We start from the raw sequence: 17502 nt of genomic DNA on the forward strand, positions 1-17502 counted from the left end.
AATACGTGGATTATTACACAAGTAATTTATCTAATTGTCATCTTGCCATCACACTAGACAGTGTAGTTGTTTTTTGACACCCAAAAGATAATAGGATAGAATAAGTTTTGCGTATATAAAGACAGGGTGAATTATGCCCTAAACACGAATTATATTATTAGAAAATAGGAGTAACGGATATGGCATTATTAAAAAAATGGCATGATATGGCTTATTCAGAGACTACAGATAAGGGTACTCTCCAGAAATTGTGGACAGAGTATTTTCAGAAAGAGCGCGACATCTATGCGCAGCTTTTAAAGAATCCCGATGAAGTTGTTAAGGGAACAGTTAAAGAGCTTGCAGAGAAATACAAAGTAGACATCATGACTATGGTTGGTTTCCTCGACGGAATCAACGACAGTCTTAAGGAGCAGAATCCTATCGAAGAGATGGAAGAGGATACTGAGGTTAACCTTGGCTTCGAAAAAGAACTCCTTTACAAAAACATGGTAAACGCCGGAGCAGACTGGCTCTACAACCTTCCTGAATGGGAAGAGATCTTTGACGAGGACAAGAGAAAAGCCCTCTACAAAGAAGAGAAAGCTTCTCACACAATCAGAAAAGAAGAGAAGATCTACCCCAACGATCCCTGCCCGTGCGGAAGCGGCAAGAAGTACAAGAAGTGCTGCGGAAAGAACGCATAATAAGTAATCACCGGACTCGGTATTTTCGAGTCGTGGTGTACTACTTAGTTCCGGCGAGCGCTGTGCGCGAGAGCGGAACCTCATAAATTAAAAAAAAGCATGGCTGTACCCGGTAGGTATAGCAGAAGGAGCTGAAATGACAAAAGAAGAATATTTAGAAGTTTACCGCCATTCATTGGCGCACATTCTCGCTAAGGCTGTTATCGAGCTTTACGGAAAAGAAGTACAGTACGCTATAGGACCTCAGATCGACGACGGTTGCTATTACGATTTCGTACTTCCCAAGCCTGTAACACAGGATGATTTCAAGACCATCGAGGATAAGATGCGTGAGATCATCAAGAGGAGAGAAGATTTTACACGCAAGGAAGTTTCAAGAGCAGAAGCACTTGAAATGTTCAAGGATCAGAAGTTCAAGACAGAGCTTATCCAGGATCTTCCTGAAGATGAGATCCTGACGGTTTACTATACCGGCGATGATTATGTAGATCTTTGCCGCGGACCTCACGTAGGCAACTCTCAGGAACTTATGAATGCAGCTTATCAGATTAAGGCTGTTTCAGGCGCATATTGGAGAGGCGATGAAAAGAGAGATCAGCTCTCAAGAATCTATCTCTATGCATTCCCGAGCAAGGATGAACTCAAAAAGCACATCAAGATGATCCAGGAAGCAATGGAGCGCGATCACAAGAAAATCGGTGCCCAGCTCGATCTCTTTATGTTTGATGAGACCGCACCCGGTATGCCTTACTGGCTTCCCAGAGGCTGGAAGATGTATCAGGCACTTCTTAAATATTCAAGAGAAGTACAGGAGAGACACGGTTACACAGAAATCGCAGCTCCCCTTGTTAATAACAAAAAGCTTTGGCTTATCAGCGGACACTGGGCTCATTACGTAAATAACATGTTCATGGTTCCCGGTGTTTCAGGATGGCTCAAGGCTGATGCCGAGATTCCCGGAGTCCTTGAGAATCTCAATGAACCCGCAGAAGAGCCTAAGAACATTAAGATTTTGGCTAAATCCGTTATCTATAATCGTGAGCAGGACGACACAATGGCTGCAAAGCCTATGAACTGCCCCAATGCGATGATGACATATAAGAGAACAAATCATTCTTATAAAGAGCTTCCTATCCGTTACAGTGAATATGATGTTCTTCATCGTAAAGAAAAGTCAGGTCAGATGAACGGTCTTTTCCGTGTTCAGGAGTTCCGTCAGGATGATGACCATACATTCGTAATGGAATCTCAGATAAAAGAAGAGATTGCAGATATCATCGCAATTGCAGATGAGATATATTCAACATTCGGTGTTACATACAGAGCCGAGTTCTCAACAAGACCTGAGGACTTCATGGGTGACATCGAAGTTTGGAACAGAGCAGAAGCAGCTCTTAAGGAAATCCTTGACGAGAAGTACGGCGAGGGTGGATATGAGATCAACGAAGGAGACGGTGCGTTCTACGGACCTAAGATCGACCTTCAGATCAAGGATGCACTCGGAAGAGAATGGCAGTGCGGTACTGTACAGCTTGACTTCCAGCTTCCTCATAACTTTGGTCTTACATACCAGGCTCAGGACGGAACAATGCAGATGCCTGTAGTTATTCACAGAGCTATCTACGGTTCACTTGAGAGATTCATCGGTATCATTATCGAGAACTTTAAGGGAGTATTCCCGTTCTGGCTCAGCCCTTACCAGGTTGGTATCGTGCCTATCCGTGTGGAGCACAATGAATATGCCAAGAAGGTTGAAGAGGCTCTTGTGAAAGCCGGAATTCGTGTTGAAGCTGATTACTCAGACAACAACATGAAAGAGAAGATCAAGAAGTTCAAGAATTATAAGGATCCGTACATCATCGTTGTCGGTGACAAGGAAGCACAGGAGAACACTGTATCAATCAATGTTCGTGGTTCCAACAAGCAGATCCAGAACGTTCCTCTCGATGCGCTTGTTGAGATGTGCAAGAAGATGAACGACGAGCATTCTCTTGAGCTTATCGACAGCTACGAGGCTTGATAGGATCAAGTCGTATTTGCACGATAAAATGACATTTTTAAGGCCTGACCATATTATGTGGTCAGGTCATTTAGATGAGGCGTTTATGAATAAAAAGAAAAGCTTATTCAACATAATAATTTCGGTATCAATGGCAATTGTATTTTTTGTCATGGACGCTTCATGCCTTAAGATTGACGCTGAGGAGAATCTTAAGGAGGCTACGGGATGCACCTTTGTCTTAAATCGTGATTATGTTCCGGGAGGAGAAAAAGGTTTTTATGTCAACAGACATTGGCCCATGGAATCATCTTCCGTAACTTACAATGTATATGACAACGGCGCCAATTTGACACTTACAAACAGAGAAAAAGCTCAGCTCGGAGAAGTCGACACAACCGTATACAATATGGAGAAACTTGATAAACACAAATATGAAAGTCTTTTTTCTGCTGCATACGCGGCTGAGTACGGGGGAGATGTCCATTTTAGGGTAGAAGCTTTTAAGCGCATAGAAATAGACGGCTATCCCGGATACAGGATAGACGCCTCATATGAACCCGAAGGTTCTCAACCTATTTTTCAGACTGTATTTATAATAAGATCCAAATATCGCACTTTTACGATCACATATCAAAGAGCTTCAGACGATGAGTGTCAGGAGAGTTTTGATATAAGTGCAGATACAATACATGTTCATTAAATATAAGCCGCAGTGTAATTTTCTGCTTTTATAAGCATTTCATCTGTAAAAAGTCTTACCTGTAACAGATCCTGATTGTCAGGGTGGCTAGCGGCATCATCCAGCATGCTCAGCATAAAATCTATCTGAACATCTCCGCAATTTCCGCGCAGTGATTCATATCTGTTTCTTATCTCTACAGGCATTTTTCCCAGACAAAAGAAAGAACCCAGGAAATTGTTGTCTTCGGCAAGCCAGGCTCTGGCATTCTGTTCAAGCATCTTATGATATTCATAGCTGTCACCCAGTCCGCACGTTCCGAAGAAAGCCACATTTTTGCCATGCAGAGAGGAGATAAGGTCAATTATCTCCAAACTACATGAACCTCTGTTGATCCAGAAGCCGATAAAATAAAGCTCTGCATCCAGAGTCCCGTTCCATGATCGAATATCCACAAGTTCTTTTTCATCCTTGGGACAATTGATGGCATTATGAATTTCTTTTGCCAGCATAAGGGTGTTACCGGTTTCACTGGCATATGCGACCAGATATCTTTTCATTTTAAGCTTTCTTTTTGAACTCCGTCATACACCTGGGGCAGCGAACCATGATTTTTCCTGCACCTCTCGGTATGCGTATTTTTTGCTTGCATTTCGGGCAGACATATATGTGATAATTTTTGCTCTGATTAATCTTGTGCTTTGTTCTTCCGAAGAATAAACGGATCTTTTGGTTGATTCTTATGAAACTCTCATTTTCTTTGTATCTTTTAGTGATATTTTTTGATAAAAGCCTGTAGTATGAGTAGATCAATAACGCAAAAGCAACATAGTATAAAAAACCAAGTGGTGAACATAGCGAGACGATCAATGCTATTACTGACAATATCAAAAGAAACTTTGTGAGTTTATCCATTCCGTAGGAACCGTATCGGCCTTGGAAGAATTGCAAGAAAAAGTTTCTCATTTTCGGTCTCCTTATATTAAGTTATATACAAAAGTCGGTGTAAAAACCTTCACCGACATCTTAATTGTACTGGCGAATATCTATACTTACAATGAACTCTAGGGGAAATTATTATAAAAAAACAGTAAAAACCGCGGCTTTAGAACGTTACAACCTTAAAAAAGCCTGTTATTTAGCGGTTCTGAAGCCTGTTGATTATTATCAGATTAAACAATATAATAATATAGGTTGCTCAGATGTTATTTGTGAGAGCAACCTTTTAGTATTTATATCACAGAAATAATTCGCTCGTGCGAAAAAAGTCGCGGGCGTCTCTCTGTTATTTGGAGGAATGTTATGCAGATCATAGTAGTTGGCTGTGGAAATGTCGGCCAGACGCTTACTCAACAACTAAGCAAGGAGGGACATGACATAACGGTCATAGAGGAGAACAGTAATGTTCTTCAGAATGTGGTCAATAGTTATGACGTCATGGGAATAGTCGGCAACGGTGCCAGTTATTCCATTATGAAAGATGCGGGCATTGAGTCAGCGGATCTTATGATTGCTGTTACTGAGTCGGATGAGCTCAACCTGTTGTGTTGTCTTATTGCGAAGAAAGCAGGTAACTGCCATACAATAGCCAGAGTTCGTAATCCGATCTATAAAAAAGAGATCAATTTTATCAAAGAAGAACTTGGACTTTCGATGGTAATAAATCCTGAGGAAGCAGCAGCCGGTGAGGCGGACAGACTTCTTAAGTTCCCGTCTGCCACCAAAGTGGAAACTTTTTCAAGGGGAAGAGCGGAGCTCGTAAAGTTTATCGTTACCAAGAATTTGAGAATATGCGATAAGGCTTTGAGGGATATTCCCGATGATCTTAAGAAACAGGTCATTATTTCCGTAGTATCACGTGATAATGAAGTATTTATCCCTGACGGTAATTTTATTCTGAGGGCAGGGGATGAGATAACTATTTTCGGATCGGGCAGAAATACACTTACTTTCTTCAAGAAGCTCGGTCTCCCGACGGCTAAAGTTCCTTCGACCATAATTGTCGGAGGCGGCGAGACGGGATTCTATCTTGCCAAAGAGCTTATGTCTATCGGAATAAAAGTTACACTTTTTGAAAAAGATGCCGTAAGATGCAAGGAACTTTCAGATCTTTTGCCGCAGGCACTTATAATAAACGGAGACGGAACCGACAAAGATATGCTGCTTGAAGAGGGTATTACAACGGTTGGTTCTTTTGTTGCCCTTACAAATCTTGATGAGGAGAATATCATGCTCTCAATGTACGTTAAGAGCATCAATCCAAAAGCCAAGATCATTACCAAGGTTCACAGAGTAAATTACGGAGATATCATAGGTTCACTTGATATAGGAAGTGTCATCTATCCTAAGAATATTACCGCAGACAGGATTGTCCAGTTTGTGCGTGGAATGTCAGCTTCCAAGGACAGTAATATCGAGACACTTTACAAGCTTAACGATGAGCGAGTAGAAGCTCTCGAGTTTATTGTAAGAAACGGAAGTCCCGTTATAGGAGTTCCGCTGTCACAGCTCAACTTAAAGAAAGGTATTCTTATCGCTTGTATAAATCACTACGGAGAAATTTTGTCTCCTACAGGTGCAAGTGTTATAAAGGACAGAGATTCTGTTATCGTTGTTACGACCAGAACAGGATTAAAAGACATAAATGATATTTTGGAGAACTAAAAAATGAATTATTCGATGATCAGATACATTCTCTTCAGGCTTATGAGAGTAATGGGATGTCTGTTTATGCTGCCGTTTGTGGTGGCGATTATCTATAAAGAATACGACAGTGCTGTGGCGTTTCTTGCGATTGCGGCAGTTGTTTCGATTCTTGGAGTTATAGGTACACATAAGAAACCTTCCAACAAAGTTATTTATGCAAAAGAGGGATTCTCTATCACCGCAGTAGCATGGGTGCTCATGAGTCTTATCGGTGCCGTACCGTTTGTTATAACGGGAACCATTCCAAATTACGTTGATGCCGTGTTTGAGACGGTATCGGGACTTACAACAACCGGAGGAAGTATCCTCACAAGCTTGGATGGAATTGAGTACAGTGTTCAGTTCTGGAGAACATTTACGCACTGGATTGGCGGTATGGGAGTTTTGGTATTCCTTCTTGCCATTGTTCCCATGGCGGACGGTTACAGTATGCATCTTATGCGTGCTGAGAGCCCGGGCCCCGTTGTCGGAAAGATTGTTCCCAAGGTAAAAGATACAGCAAAGATTCTTTATCTTATTTATTTTGGAATCACTGTTGTTGAGATTATATGTCTGTGTATATCCGGAATGCCGTTGTATGATGCGATCACGATTTCTTTTTCAACGGTAGGAACAGGTGGATTTGCTGTAAATAATGCCGGTATAGGCGGTTACTCTATTATGAGCCAGGTAATAATTATTGTATTCATGGCACTTTGCGGAGTTAATTTTACAGTTTATTATTTCCTTCTGAATAAAAAGCCCAAAGAGGCTTTTGCCATAGAAGAAGTAAAATTCTACTTCGGGACAATGTTTATTGCAGCTGCATTTATCGCTGTGAACATTTACAGAGCGGGAGTTCTTGATAATGCGGGACTTTCGTTCCACCATTCACTGTTCGCTGTTGTTTCTGTTATGACTACAACAGGTTTTGGAACACTTGACTTTGATAAATGGCCGATGTTCTCCAAGATGATCTTGTGTATCCTGTCACTTGTGGGAGCCTGCGCGGGATCTACAGGCGGTGGATTCAAGTTCTCAAGAGCCCTTATTATTATCAGGAATTGTAGGAATGAACTTAATTTTATTGTTCATCCCAAAGCTATCAAGAGGGTTTATATGGACGGTCATACGGTTGAAGGAACAACGGTTAAGTCTGTTTCTGCATATCTGGGACTGTATGTGGTGACATTTATTGCTTCGACTATAATCGTTGCGCTTGATAATTTTGATTTTCAGACGACTGTTACTTCAGTTGCGGCAACGCTCAACAATATAGGACCGGGACTTGGAATGGTAGGACCTATGGGCAATTATTCCGAGTTCTCAGCTTTATCCAAGATTGTTCTTATGTTTGATATGTTGGCGGGCCGATTGGAATTGTTACCGATATTTATAGTAATTAAACCCAAAACATGGCGTAGATAACGCTTGGTTCGGCGCTTTTTGGAAAAAAAGATAAAATTTGCAAGTTTTTTGAAAAAATATATTGGAATTTGTGTCCAAATTGTGATAAACTTTAGTTTATTCTGTGAAATAAAAATTAAAAAACTATAAAGTGTTTTTTGAGGTGAAGATGAAGAGAGCAAGGTGGATAATTGTTGTTCTTGCTGTGGTATTTGTTGCCTTTCTTTTTATCGCTGTTCGACATGTTTATAGTCGGAATGGTTCGGTTCAGGACACATCAGGCACCGAAGACGCTTATAATGCTGCAGAAGAAACACTTCTAAAGTATATGGGCGTTGATGAAGAGAAGAATGATACTTCCAATGAAAACGATGAAGAAAAAATTGCAGATTTGACGAGCGGTAGTAGATTAACTCAGAGAGTTACCGTAAGAGATGAAGATGAGATTCTTCCGTACAGTGGTACGGTTACAAAGGACCAGGATGCATTTTATCCGGGAACGTATGAGATAACATTTACTACAGATGAGCTGTTGCCAAAAGCGGCTACTGTCGAAGTTGAAATGGATGTATTAAAGGGCGATGAAGTCTATATACTTACAGGAGACAAGGATTCGGGGTATAAGGAATATGCGGTGGTAACCGTGGACAAGTACAATACAGTGAGCTTTACAACAGATACGTTGCAGACATATACATTGTCTACAACAAATATTCCCGCAGCTCAGGAAGCTATGGCGGGAATGATCGGGGATTGATCGGTTAGGATCATTGTGTTAAAGCTTTTGCGATAAGGAGCCTTATCACAAATAAGAGAAGAAGATGAACAGGGTAGAAAGCGTAGAACAGATATTTATATCTGCCGAGCTTTTTACCTTGTTTTTGATTGTACATATATATGAGGATGAAAGCCGGAAAGCTCAGCCATTCTGTGCTATATGAGGCGATAATAAGATATGCCGCTGCTATATTAAGCGGGAATACAGGCTTAAAGAAGCAGAAGATAACGGCAAGAATAATACCGTAGTATTTGTAGTCGCATTTCAGGAAGTATGCAATGCATGATGTCAAAAGAATAAACAAAAGAGCGGGAGCAATTGCGCGTGTGGCGGTTAGCTCGTTTTTTTGAAAAAAATCATATATGGCTTTGGCGCCCCACAGCGTTATGAGTGCGAGAAAGAGAGTTATTCCGACATTATTATGCTGCATATCGATTTCTCCCGAGAATGCATAGTCGAAGGGGAGTTCCGAGATCAAAGCAAAAACAAACAGACTAAGGGCATATCTTAGTCTGTTTGAAGTATGTGTGAATCCTTCGGCAATGAGAAATATAAAGAGAGGAAAAGAGGTCCTTCCTATACATCTCAGTGCGCGATATATGATCTTTATTGTGGCAAATGACATTCCCACAGGTAAAATACCGTCTTTTATAAGTGGGAGAAGTATCGCTGCGCCGATATGATCTATGAACATTGTCACGCAAGCAATTATTTTAAGTGTGTTTCCGGATAATTTGCGGAAATCTGCGAATTTGTCCATTTTAGTATAAGCTCCGTGTGTCAGATTGCGATAGGGATGTTTTTGAGCTGTTCCCCGGCAACTTCGTAGTTTTCAAGTGATACATCATTTCTGGTAAATTCATAGAAATCCTTTATATCGGGATTTAATGTGAATTTAGGTGCGGGAAGAGGAGTACGTTTGATGAGCTCTTTTACGAGAGGAATGTGCCTGTCGTAGATATGAGCGTCGGCAATTACATGTACAAGTTCTCCTACATTCATGTCGCATACCTGAGCAAGCATGTGCACGAGAACGGCATACTGAACGACATTCCAGTTATTTGCCGCAAGTACATCCTGTGAACGCTGGTTAAGTATTGCATTAAGAGTGAGCTTATCTTCACCTTTTTTCTGAGTTACGTTGTAAGTTACACTGTATGCGCAAGGGTACAGATTCATCTCATGAAGATCTGAGAACATGTAAGTGTTTGTCATTATGCGTCTGCTGAACGGATTATTTTTCAGGTCGTAGATGACTCTGTCGATCTGATCGAACTCGCCTTCCTTATAAATGCTCTTTTGAGCTATCTGGTAGCCGTAGGCCTTTCCTATGGAGCCTGTTTCATCGGCCCATTCATCCCAGATGTGGCTGTGAAGGTCGTTTATGTTATTGCTTTTTTGCTGATAGATCCAGAGTATCTCATCAGTAGCGCTCTTGAGAGCAGTCTTTCTTAGTGTCATTATCGGAAATTCTTTTGAAAGGTCATATCTGTTTACGACACCGAATTTCTTTATTGTATAGGCAGATGTTCCGTCCGGCCAGTGGGGACGTACCTTTTCACCTTCTGTTGATGTTCCGTTTTCCATGATATCTTTGCACATGGATATAAAAATTTCATCGGCTTTTGACATACCGTTCCTCCTAGTTATAATGATTATTTTCCCCATTTTTCGCAAAGTGCGATTATCTGATCGGCAAATTTTGCTTTGTCTTTGTTGGTCATTCCTTCGCTCTTTGCGATTATGCCGATAAGCCTTGCTCCGGCAGCTTTGAGTCTTGCATATACATCGGATACGAGAGCTGCTTCTTTTGTCTTCTTGGGAATCGGAACGGCTTCTTTTATGAAGGTTCCGGAAATAAGATCAAATTCCGTTCCGCTGTAGGGAGCATAGGTATCGAATCCGTACTCGTCTTTAAGTGTCTTGGCAAAAGAGCTGCAGACACAGTCTTCACCGTGAACGACAAAGACTTTCTTGGGACGCTTTGCGGTAAAACCGTTCATCCATTCGATAAGGCCGTTTTTGTCCGCATGACCGGAAAGCCCTTCGAGTTTACAGATATCGGCTTTTACATCCACGGTCTCGCCAAATAGCTTTATCTGTTCTGCACCGTCTATAATGGCTCTGCCGGTTGTTCCAATTGACTGATAGCCTACAAAAAGAATGGTACATTCTTCACGCCAGAGATTGTGCTTGAGATGATGTCTTACACGACCTGCTTCGCACATGCCCGATGCGGAGATGATAACCTTTGGCTCAGGGTCTTCGTTTATAGCTCGCGATTCTTCCGTGGTGATAGCGAGATTAAGCCCCGGGAAAGTGATCGGATTGATCCTTTTTTTTACAAGTTCCATGGCCTCTTCGTCGTAGCATTCATAGCGGTTATCATTAAATATCTCTGTAGCTTCGACGGCAAGAGGACTGTCTACAAACACCGGAAAATTGGGAAGCGACTTAACAAGTCCGTCCTTCTTTATCTTTCTGATGAAATAGAGCATTTCCTGTGTTCTTCCGACAGCAAAAGAAGGAATGACGACATTTCCTCCTCTTGCAAAAGTTCTGTCCAGAATTTCCGAAAGTTCTTTTATATAATCCGGTCTTTCGGTGGAATGCAGCCTGTCACCGTAGGTGGACTCGATAAGTACATAGTCTGCCGAATCAGTGAAATGCGGATCCTTTATTAGAGGCTGGGCCTTATTACCGATGTCACCGGAAAAGACAATTTTCTTTGTGACATTTTTTTCCGTAACCCAAACTTCAATGCTGGCTGAGCCGAGAAGATGGCCGATATCGGTAAAACGGATCTTTACTCCGTCGCATACATCGATTTCTTCGCCATATCTGCATGGGATAAAAGTTTTTATGGTCTTCTCGGCGTCTTCCATTGTATAGGAAGGTTCCATCTGTGTTATTTCTTTATTTCGTTTGGCTTTTCTGTTGCGCCATTCGGCTTCCTGCATCTGGATATGAGCGCAGTCTCTGAGCATAATGTTGCATAGGTCGCAGGTTGCGTCTGTTGAGTATATTTTGCCTCTGAAACCTTTGGCGTATAAAAGAGGAAGATTTCCCGAATGATCCACATGAGCGTGGGTTAGAAATACATAATCAATCTCGGGTGCCGAAACTGGGATGGGAACATTTTCAAAGTAGTCTTTGCCTTGTTCCATACCATAGTCTATCAGAATGTTTTTTCCACAAGCGGAAAGCAAATGACAACTGCCTGTAACTTCGTGGTCAGCGCCTATAAATGTAAGTTTCATGGCTATTCCCCCTTTTAATTAGCATATCATAATTTCATTGTGGAAAAAATAGGCGATATTTGGTAAAATAATTCCATTGACTTAATGTTTAAGGAGATTGGGAGATGTTTACTATGAAAAAAAATAAGAAGATAATTGCAGCAGCAATGTGTACCTTTATGGCTCTTTCTGCTGTAGCTTGCGGTAAAGATAAGGCCGCTGATAATGCTACTATTGAAGCTTCTTTTGAGAGCGTTGAGGATTCAGCTACAGAAGCATCATCTGCAGAAGAAGTCGCTGAGGATTATGTACTTCCCGAGGGAATGTATTACAGTGAGATTACCGGTGAACCTATAAGCGAAGATATCAAGGATCAGCGTCCTGTCGCTGTTATGGTCGATAATGAGAAGACAGCTCTTCCTCACTATGGAACAGCAGAGGCAGATGTCGTTTATGAGCTTATGAACAGCACACAGAATGACAGAATTACAAGATTTATGTGCATCGTTAAAGATTGGGACAAGATTAAGCAGATGGGTAGTGTAAGAAGTACACGTCCTACAAATATTCTTCTTGCAGCTGAGTGGAATGCAGTGCTTTGCCATGACGGAGGTCCTTTCTATATCGATGAGTATTTGAAGAATCCTTGGGCTCAGCATTTCTCAGGAACATTCAAGAGAGTAAATAACGGAAAGCCCAGAGAATTTACAGAGTACGTTTGCGAGGGAGATCTTGATAAGAACTTCTCAAGCAAGTCTAAAGATCCTGCATATTCCAAGAATTATACAGAGTATGCAAATGAAGGAAGTCACTTCAACTTTGTAGCTTACGGCAAAGAAGTTGACCTTACAAAGGTTTATGACAGAACATATCCTGCAACAGAGATCACACTTCCTTTCTGGCATAATACTTCAACACTTAAGTATAATGAAGATACAAAGCAGTATGAGTACTATGAGTATGGTTCACGTCATGAGGATGCAGAGGATAACGAGCCTCTCAGCTTCAAGAATGTTATCATTCAGAAATGTGATTTCCATCAGTATGATGAGCACGGTTATCTCATTTACAACTGTATCGCAGCAGGACAGCCCGGATGGTATATCACAAACGGTGTTGCAAAAGATATCACATGGGTTAAGGACGGCGAGACACATGTGACAAAGTACTATGATGATAAGGGTGAAGAGATCCAGATCAATACAGGTAAGACATATATTACACTTGTTCCCGCAGATACATGGGGATCGGTAGACGTTCACTAATAACTGAATAAATTATGAGGGCTGCTACAATTATGTTGCAGCCCTTTATGTTTGGAGGAGAAGTATGAAAGCAATAGTAGCGGTAGACAGTAATTGGGCAATCGGATATCAGGGACGCCTTTTGGTAAGTATAAGAGCAGATCAGCAGAATTTTAAGAATTTAACAATGGGAAAAACTATCGTATACGGCCGAAAGACTCTTGAGACATTTCCGAGAAAAGCAGTGCTTCCGGGAAGAAACAATATAATTCTTTCCACAAAGAAGGACTATGAAGTTAAGGATGCTGTTGTGGCACACAGCAAGGAAGAACTTGCGGAGCTTATAAAAGATGTTCCTTCTGATGACATCTTTATTATTGGTGGATCAAGTGTGTATAATGAATTTATTGATGAGTGTGATACAGCAATTGTCACATTTATCGATAAGGAATATCAGGCAGACAGCTATTTCCCCAATCTCGATGAAAATCCTGCATGGGAACTTGCCAAAGAGAGCGAGGAACAGGTCTATTTTGATATAACCTATACGTACAGGACATATAAAAAGAAATAAGACTACAGCGAGGAAACGCATATGGAGAAAAGAGTTCTTATTTTGATAAATAAAACTGCGGGGGTCGGAAAAGCAGGGAGTTATACTCTGGATGTGGTTACGAGGTTTGCAAAAGCCGGATATGAACCGGTTGTGTTTCCTATTTTACCCGAGGACGATCTGACTTCTGAGACTATTATTTATCAGTATGACGGAAGAGTGGATGCAATACTTTGCAGCGGAGGAGACGGAACGCTTAATCATGTTGTAAATGCAATAATGCGCATGTGCAATAAGCCGATTCTGTCTTACATTCCGGCGGGTAGTACAAATGATTTTGCAAAGGGACTGGGGATACCTGGAGTCAGAGCGAGGGCTATAGATGTCGCTATAGACGGAAAGCCTTTTAAGTATGATGTTGGTAAGATGAATGGCACATATTTTAATTATGTTGCTGCATTCGGAGTTTTTTCAAAGGTGAGCTATGCTACAGACCAGGAGCTAAAAAACGTTCTTGGATATGCGGCTTATATACTGAGCGCGATCGCGGAGCTTCCGCAGAATATCGGCTACAGTTGCCATATGGAAATTGAAGCGGATGGTGTAAAAGAGAGTGGTGATTATGTTTTCGGAGCGGTGAGCAACTCATCGTCGGTTGCCGGAATGACTCTTTTTGGAGACGAGCAGATACAGCAGGATGATGGTCAGATGGAGCTTATTCTGATCCATGCACCAAAGAACCTTGCGGAATTTAATTCCATAATCTCGGCACTTGCAATGAAAATGCCTGACAATCCGTATCTTACATATAAGCAGGTCAAACATGTTACATTCAAGGCTTCCGAAGATGTAGAGTGGACTTTGGATGGTGAATTTGGCGGTTCATACAAAGAGACGGAAGTATCTGTTATAGAGAAAGCAATAACTATAAGAACCAAGAACAGATGAATATTTAAACAAACGCTCCGCTATGGATGCGACCGATGCGCAGAAGTATTATGCAAGCTAAAGCTTGCGCGCATCGGCGCGCAAAGAGTTGCAAAGCAACTCTTTGCTCTTCTAGGATTAGAAAAAAGAGGGGTGGCATTATCTATAGAACACATCTCCGAGTTTAAGTTCTTTCTTAAATGCCGGAATTGTGGTGTTCTTATCAATTATTACAGCTTCAATTCCCATCATCTCAGCCCAATCGGCCATCTGACCGGAGGTGAGGTCGTAGGAGAATGCTGTGTGGTGTGCGCCGCCTGCAAGAATCCATGCTTCGGCACCTGTATAAAGATCCGGATACGGAGTCCAGTATGCTGTGGCAACCGGAAGATTAGGCATGGGTTTTTCTGTCTTTTTACACTCGACTTCATTTATGATAAGACGGAATCTGTTGCCGAGATCGATGAGTGATGTGGCAACACCCTTGCCTTCTTTTGAAGTAAATACAAGTCTTGCGGGATCTTCTCTGTCGCCCATTGAAAGAGGCTTGACTCTTATGCTGATAGGCCCGTCTGCGATAGTGGGGCATATCTCAAGCATGTGAGCTTCGAGTATTCCTTCTTTTCCTCTTATAAGGTTATATGTATAGTCTTCGAGCATTGAAGTGCCTTTTGCATCTTTCATGCCGGAAGTCATTATCTTCATAAGACGAACCATTGCGGCAACTTTCCAGTCACCTTCGGCGCCGAATCCGTAGCCTTTTTCCATGAGTCTCTGGATTGCAAGGCCGGGGAGCTGTCCAAGTGCCCCAAGGTCACCGAAGTGAGTTACGATAGCCTGATAGTTTTTTTCCTCAAGGAATCTCTCAAATCCGAGCTCAATCTGAGCCTGAACGGCAACGTGTTTCTTGAATTCATCGGGATCTCTTCCGTCGAGTATGATCTCATATTTGTCATAATATTCATCGAGAAGAGCATTTACGTCCGATGCGCTTACGGCAGCTACGCTGTCTGCAATCTCATTAACGGGATAAGTATCAACTTCCCATCCGAATTTGATCTGAGCCTCAACTTTATCACCTTCTGTAACCGCAACGTTTCTCATGTTGTCGGCAACTCTCATTACGCGGATATGGCTTGATTCCATAACGCCGACAGCGGTGCGCATCCAGGAAGCAATCCTGCTTCGTACTTCGTTGTCTTTCCAATATCCTGCGATTACTTTGCGCTCAATGCCCATTCTGCTGACGATGTGACCGTATTCTCTGTCGCCGTGCGCAGCCTGGTTCTCATTCATGAAGTCCATATCGATGGTATCGTAAGGAATCTCTTCATTGTACTGTGTGTGAAGATGCAAGAGCGGTTTTCTGAATTCCTGAAGACCGAGTATCCAGGACTTTGCAGGTGAAAAAGTGTGCATCCATGTGATAACACCTGCGCAGGAATCATCGGCATTTGCTTCATTGAAAGTTTGTCTTATAAGCTGATTTGTTATAAGAACAGGTTTCCATACAACTTCGTAAGGAAGTATCCCCGATTTGTTGAGCTCTTCAACGATTTCTTTGGAATGGTCCGCAACGTGTCTCAGGACTTCATCCCCATAAAGGTCCTGAGAACCTGTGCAAAACCAAAACTTGTACGCTTTTGTCTGAATCATTTGTAACCCTCCTTTTATTCTTGTGCTACTGCCACCAAATAAAAAAATTATCCGGCGTAAAAAAGTTGAGATATTTGGTGACAGCAGCACTTGCGTTGTTCCCCATGTACTGCTTTCCCTTCTCACAAAAAAGACAGTAACTTTATAATCCAATTTTCAAACTTGTACGTACGACTGGTCAAGTTGTAAGCAGTGGTACCGTGACATCTGTTTTGGGGGCGCCTTGCTGAATTCCCCGATTTTTGTGCGGGCGAGCTCGGCATAATTCATGGCGTAAAAAAATACTGTGGCAGCTCTAACGGCTATAAACTCGCCATGCATCATCAAGCTGGGCTTGATGATACATGGCTCAAACAGATAGCCGTTAAACAGAGCTACCACGGTATTTTTCGGATCATGCAGGAGGTGCCCGTTATGAGTTTTGGGTCGATGACGATTGTTTTGTCGACTTCTTCGTGGCGGATCATTTTGAGGAGGGCTTCGGCGGCGATTTTGCCGAGTTCCTGTTGGGGGTGGGCTATAGTTGTGAGGGTTATGTCTGTGTTGCCTGTGGTCTGAGAGTTGTCATAGCCGGTGATGGAAATGTCTTCGGGGACTTTGAGGCCGAGTTCGCGGATAGCTTTGATGAGGTGGAAGGCTATCTGGTCGTTGTAGGCAACGATGGCGTCAACTTTTTTGCCACTCTTTATCATTTTCTGAAGAGTGGTATAGGGATGAACGGCTCTGTCCTCGGTGTAGAACCAGATGACATTCTCGGGATCGTAGGTGATTCCGGCCTTGGCAAGAGCTTTGGCGTAGCCTTTATGCCTGTTTTGTCCCTGCGTGTCGTCGCTTTTAAATACGCCGAGAATATTCCGGTGTCCAAGACTTATCAGATGCTCTGTCAGCAGATATGCGCCTTTTTCGTCATCCATGATGACATGTGGCTTGTCCTCCATAACAGAGTATGCGCCCTGAATGAAGATGTAAGGAATGCCGAATGAATCAAGCTTGTCATATAAGTACTTATGCTTGCAAAAGACATTACTCTTGCTGGGCTCAATTATTATCCCGTCAATGTTCTTCTCAATAAGTTCTTCTAAACACTTGATCTCTCTTGTCCTTGAGTTATTGGTATTCTTTAGTACAATACTGTACCCGTTCTCTGAAAGCACCGAATCTATTCCACTTATAACCTTCGGAAAAATGTAATCCGAAAGATAAGTCATTACAACCGCAATATCCTTTGATTCCTTTTTAAACCTCGAAGCATCCGAACAATAAGTCCCACTCCCCTGAATAGCATATACAAAACCTTCATTTATCAGATTGGAAATAGCCTTCCTCACCGTCTGCCTGCTCACCCCATACTTAGCAGTAAGCACATTCTCCGACGGCATCTTCTCCCCGGGCTTTATCTTTTCCTCTAAGATCATCTGCTTCAATTCCTCTTCAATCAGATGATATTTAAGTGATGTTGCTTTTCTGTTCTCCATGTTCGCTTCCCCCATATAACAAACTATATATTATGCATTAAACTGTTATTGCGACATAATTATTTTCGAAATCATACATACATCTTATCACCAATTAACCCTAAGTTGTACATACAAGTTCGAACTAAGTGTAGTTTTACTAAAAAACGTAATCTGAAAGACAGTCTCCCC

15 protein-coding genes are annotated in these 17502 nt (G+C 42.0%); 9 read left to right on the forward strand and 6 right to left on the reverse strand.

Annotated elements, in window-relative coordinates:
- Positions 1-179: 179 nt before the first annotated feature.
- The 3 genes from T356_RS0112005 to T356_RS0112015 all read left to right on the forward strand — a co-directional run bounded on the left by T356_RS0112005 (position 180) and on the right by T356_RS0112015 (position 3388).
- Complete coding sequence (locus tag T356_RS0112005) at positions 180-686, forward strand: SEC-C metal-binding domain-containing protein (RefSeq protein WP_026514689.1); 507 nt, start codon at positions 180-182, stop codon at positions 684-686.
- Between the two features lie 136 nt (positions 687-822).
- A complete protein-coding gene (locus tag T356_RS0112010; RefSeq protein WP_026514690.1) occupies positions 823-2706 on the forward strand; it encodes a threonine--tRNA ligase in 1884 nt (627 codons plus the stop codon).
- Positions 2707-2791: 85 nt separating this feature from the next.
- Complete coding sequence (locus tag T356_RS0112015; protein ID WP_026514691.1) at positions 2792-3388, forward strand: hypothetical protein; 597 nt, start codon at positions 2792-2794, stop codon at positions 3386-3388.
- Here T356_RS0112015 and T356_RS0112020 read toward each other — a convergent pair.
- Positions 3385-3927 carry a flavodoxin family protein gene (locus T356_RS0112020; protein ID WP_026514692.1) on the reverse strand — a complete coding sequence of 181 codons (543 nt, stop codon included), beginning with the start codon at positions 3925-3927 and terminating at the stop codon, positions 3385-3387. The two genes, T356_RS0112015 and T356_RS0112020, sit on opposite strands and share 4 nt — an antisense overlap.
- 742 nt (positions 3928-4669) lie before the next feature.
- On the opposite strand from T356_RS0112020, the gene trkA reads away from it, so the two are divergent.
- From trkA to T356_RS0112040, 3 genes are all read left to right on the forward strand, one after another.
- Entirely contained in the window at positions 4670-6031 is a 1362-nt protein-coding gene (gene trkA, locus T356_RS0112030) for a Trk system potassium transporter TrkA (protein WP_026514694.1), read from the forward strand.
- Between the two features lie 3 nt (positions 6032-6034).
- Positions 6035-7480, forward strand: a complete 1446-nt coding sequence (locus T356_RS0112035) for a TrkH family potassium uptake protein (protein WP_026514695.1) — start codon at positions 6035-6037, stop codon at positions 7478-7480.
- Between the two features lie 148 nt (positions 7481-7628).
- Positions 7629-8216, forward strand: a complete 588-nt coding sequence (locus T356_RS0112040) for a hypothetical protein (RefSeq protein WP_026514696.1) — start codon at positions 7629-7631, stop codon at positions 8214-8216.
- Positions 8217-8226: 10 nt separating this feature from the next.
- Here the strand turns inward: T356_RS0112040 and T356_RS0112045 are convergent, their stop codons facing one another.
- The 3 genes from T356_RS0112045 to T356_RS0112055 are packed head-to-tail and all read right to left on the reverse strand — an operon-like array spanning position 8227 to position 11497.
- Complete coding sequence (locus T356_RS0112045) at positions 8227-8997, reverse strand: TraX family protein (RefSeq protein WP_026514697.1); 771 nt, start codon at positions 8995-8997, stop codon at positions 8227-8229.
- A gap of 20 nt (positions 8998-9017) precedes the next feature.
- Positions 9018-9869 carry a thymidylate synthase gene (gene thyA / locus T356_RS0112050; protein ID WP_026514698.1) on the reverse strand — a complete coding sequence of 284 codons (852 nt, stop codon included), beginning with the start codon at positions 9867-9869 and terminating at the stop codon, positions 9018-9020.
- A 23-nt stretch (positions 9870-9892) separates the two neighbouring features.
- A complete protein-coding gene (locus T356_RS0112055) occupies positions 9893-11497 on the reverse strand; it encodes an MBL fold metallo-hydrolase RNA specificity domain-containing protein (RefSeq protein ID WP_026514699.1) in 1605 nt (534 codons plus the stop codon).
- 113 nt (positions 11498-11610) lie between these two features.
- On the opposite strand from T356_RS0112055, the gene T356_RS0112060 reads away from it, so the two are divergent.
- From T356_RS0112060 to T356_RS0112070, 3 genes are all read left to right on the forward strand, one after another.
- Positions 11611-12741: a DUF3048 domain-containing protein gene (locus T356_RS0112060; RefSeq protein ID WP_026514700.1), complete on the forward strand. Its 1131-nt coding sequence runs from the start codon at positions 11611-11613 to the stop codon at positions 12739-12741.
- A 64-nt stretch (positions 12742-12805) separates the two neighbouring features.
- A complete protein-coding gene (locus T356_RS0112065) occupies positions 12806-13294 on the forward strand; it encodes a dihydrofolate reductase (RefSeq protein ID WP_026514701.1) in 489 nt (162 codons plus the stop codon).
- A 21-nt stretch (positions 13295-13315) separates the two neighbouring features.
- Positions 13316-14221 carry a diacylglycerol/lipid kinase family protein gene (locus tag T356_RS0112070; RefSeq protein ID WP_026514702.1) on the forward strand — a complete coding sequence of 302 codons (906 nt, stop codon included), beginning with the start codon at positions 13316-13318 and terminating at the stop codon, positions 14219-14221.
- Between the two features lie 138 nt (positions 14222-14359).
- Here the strand turns inward: T356_RS0112070 and araA are convergent, their stop codons facing one another.
- Both araA and T356_RS0112080 read right to left on the reverse strand, forming a co-directional pair.
- Entirely contained in the window at positions 14360-15856 is a 1497-nt protein-coding gene (gene araA, locus T356_RS0112075; RefSeq protein ID WP_026514703.1) for an L-arabinose isomerase, read from the reverse strand.
- 374 nt (positions 15857-16230) lie between these two features.
- Positions 16231-17331, reverse strand: coding sequence for a GntR family transcriptional regulator (locus T356_RS0112080; protein ID WP_026514704.1), 1101 nt, complete (start codon positions 17329-17331; stop codon positions 16231-16233).
- Between the last annotated feature and the right edge of the window lie 171 nt (positions 17332-17502).

This window comes from Butyrivibrio sp. LB2008 (assembly GCF_000621565.1).
GTDB lineage: Bacteria > Bacillota > Clostridia > Lachnospirales > Lachnospiraceae > Butyrivibrio.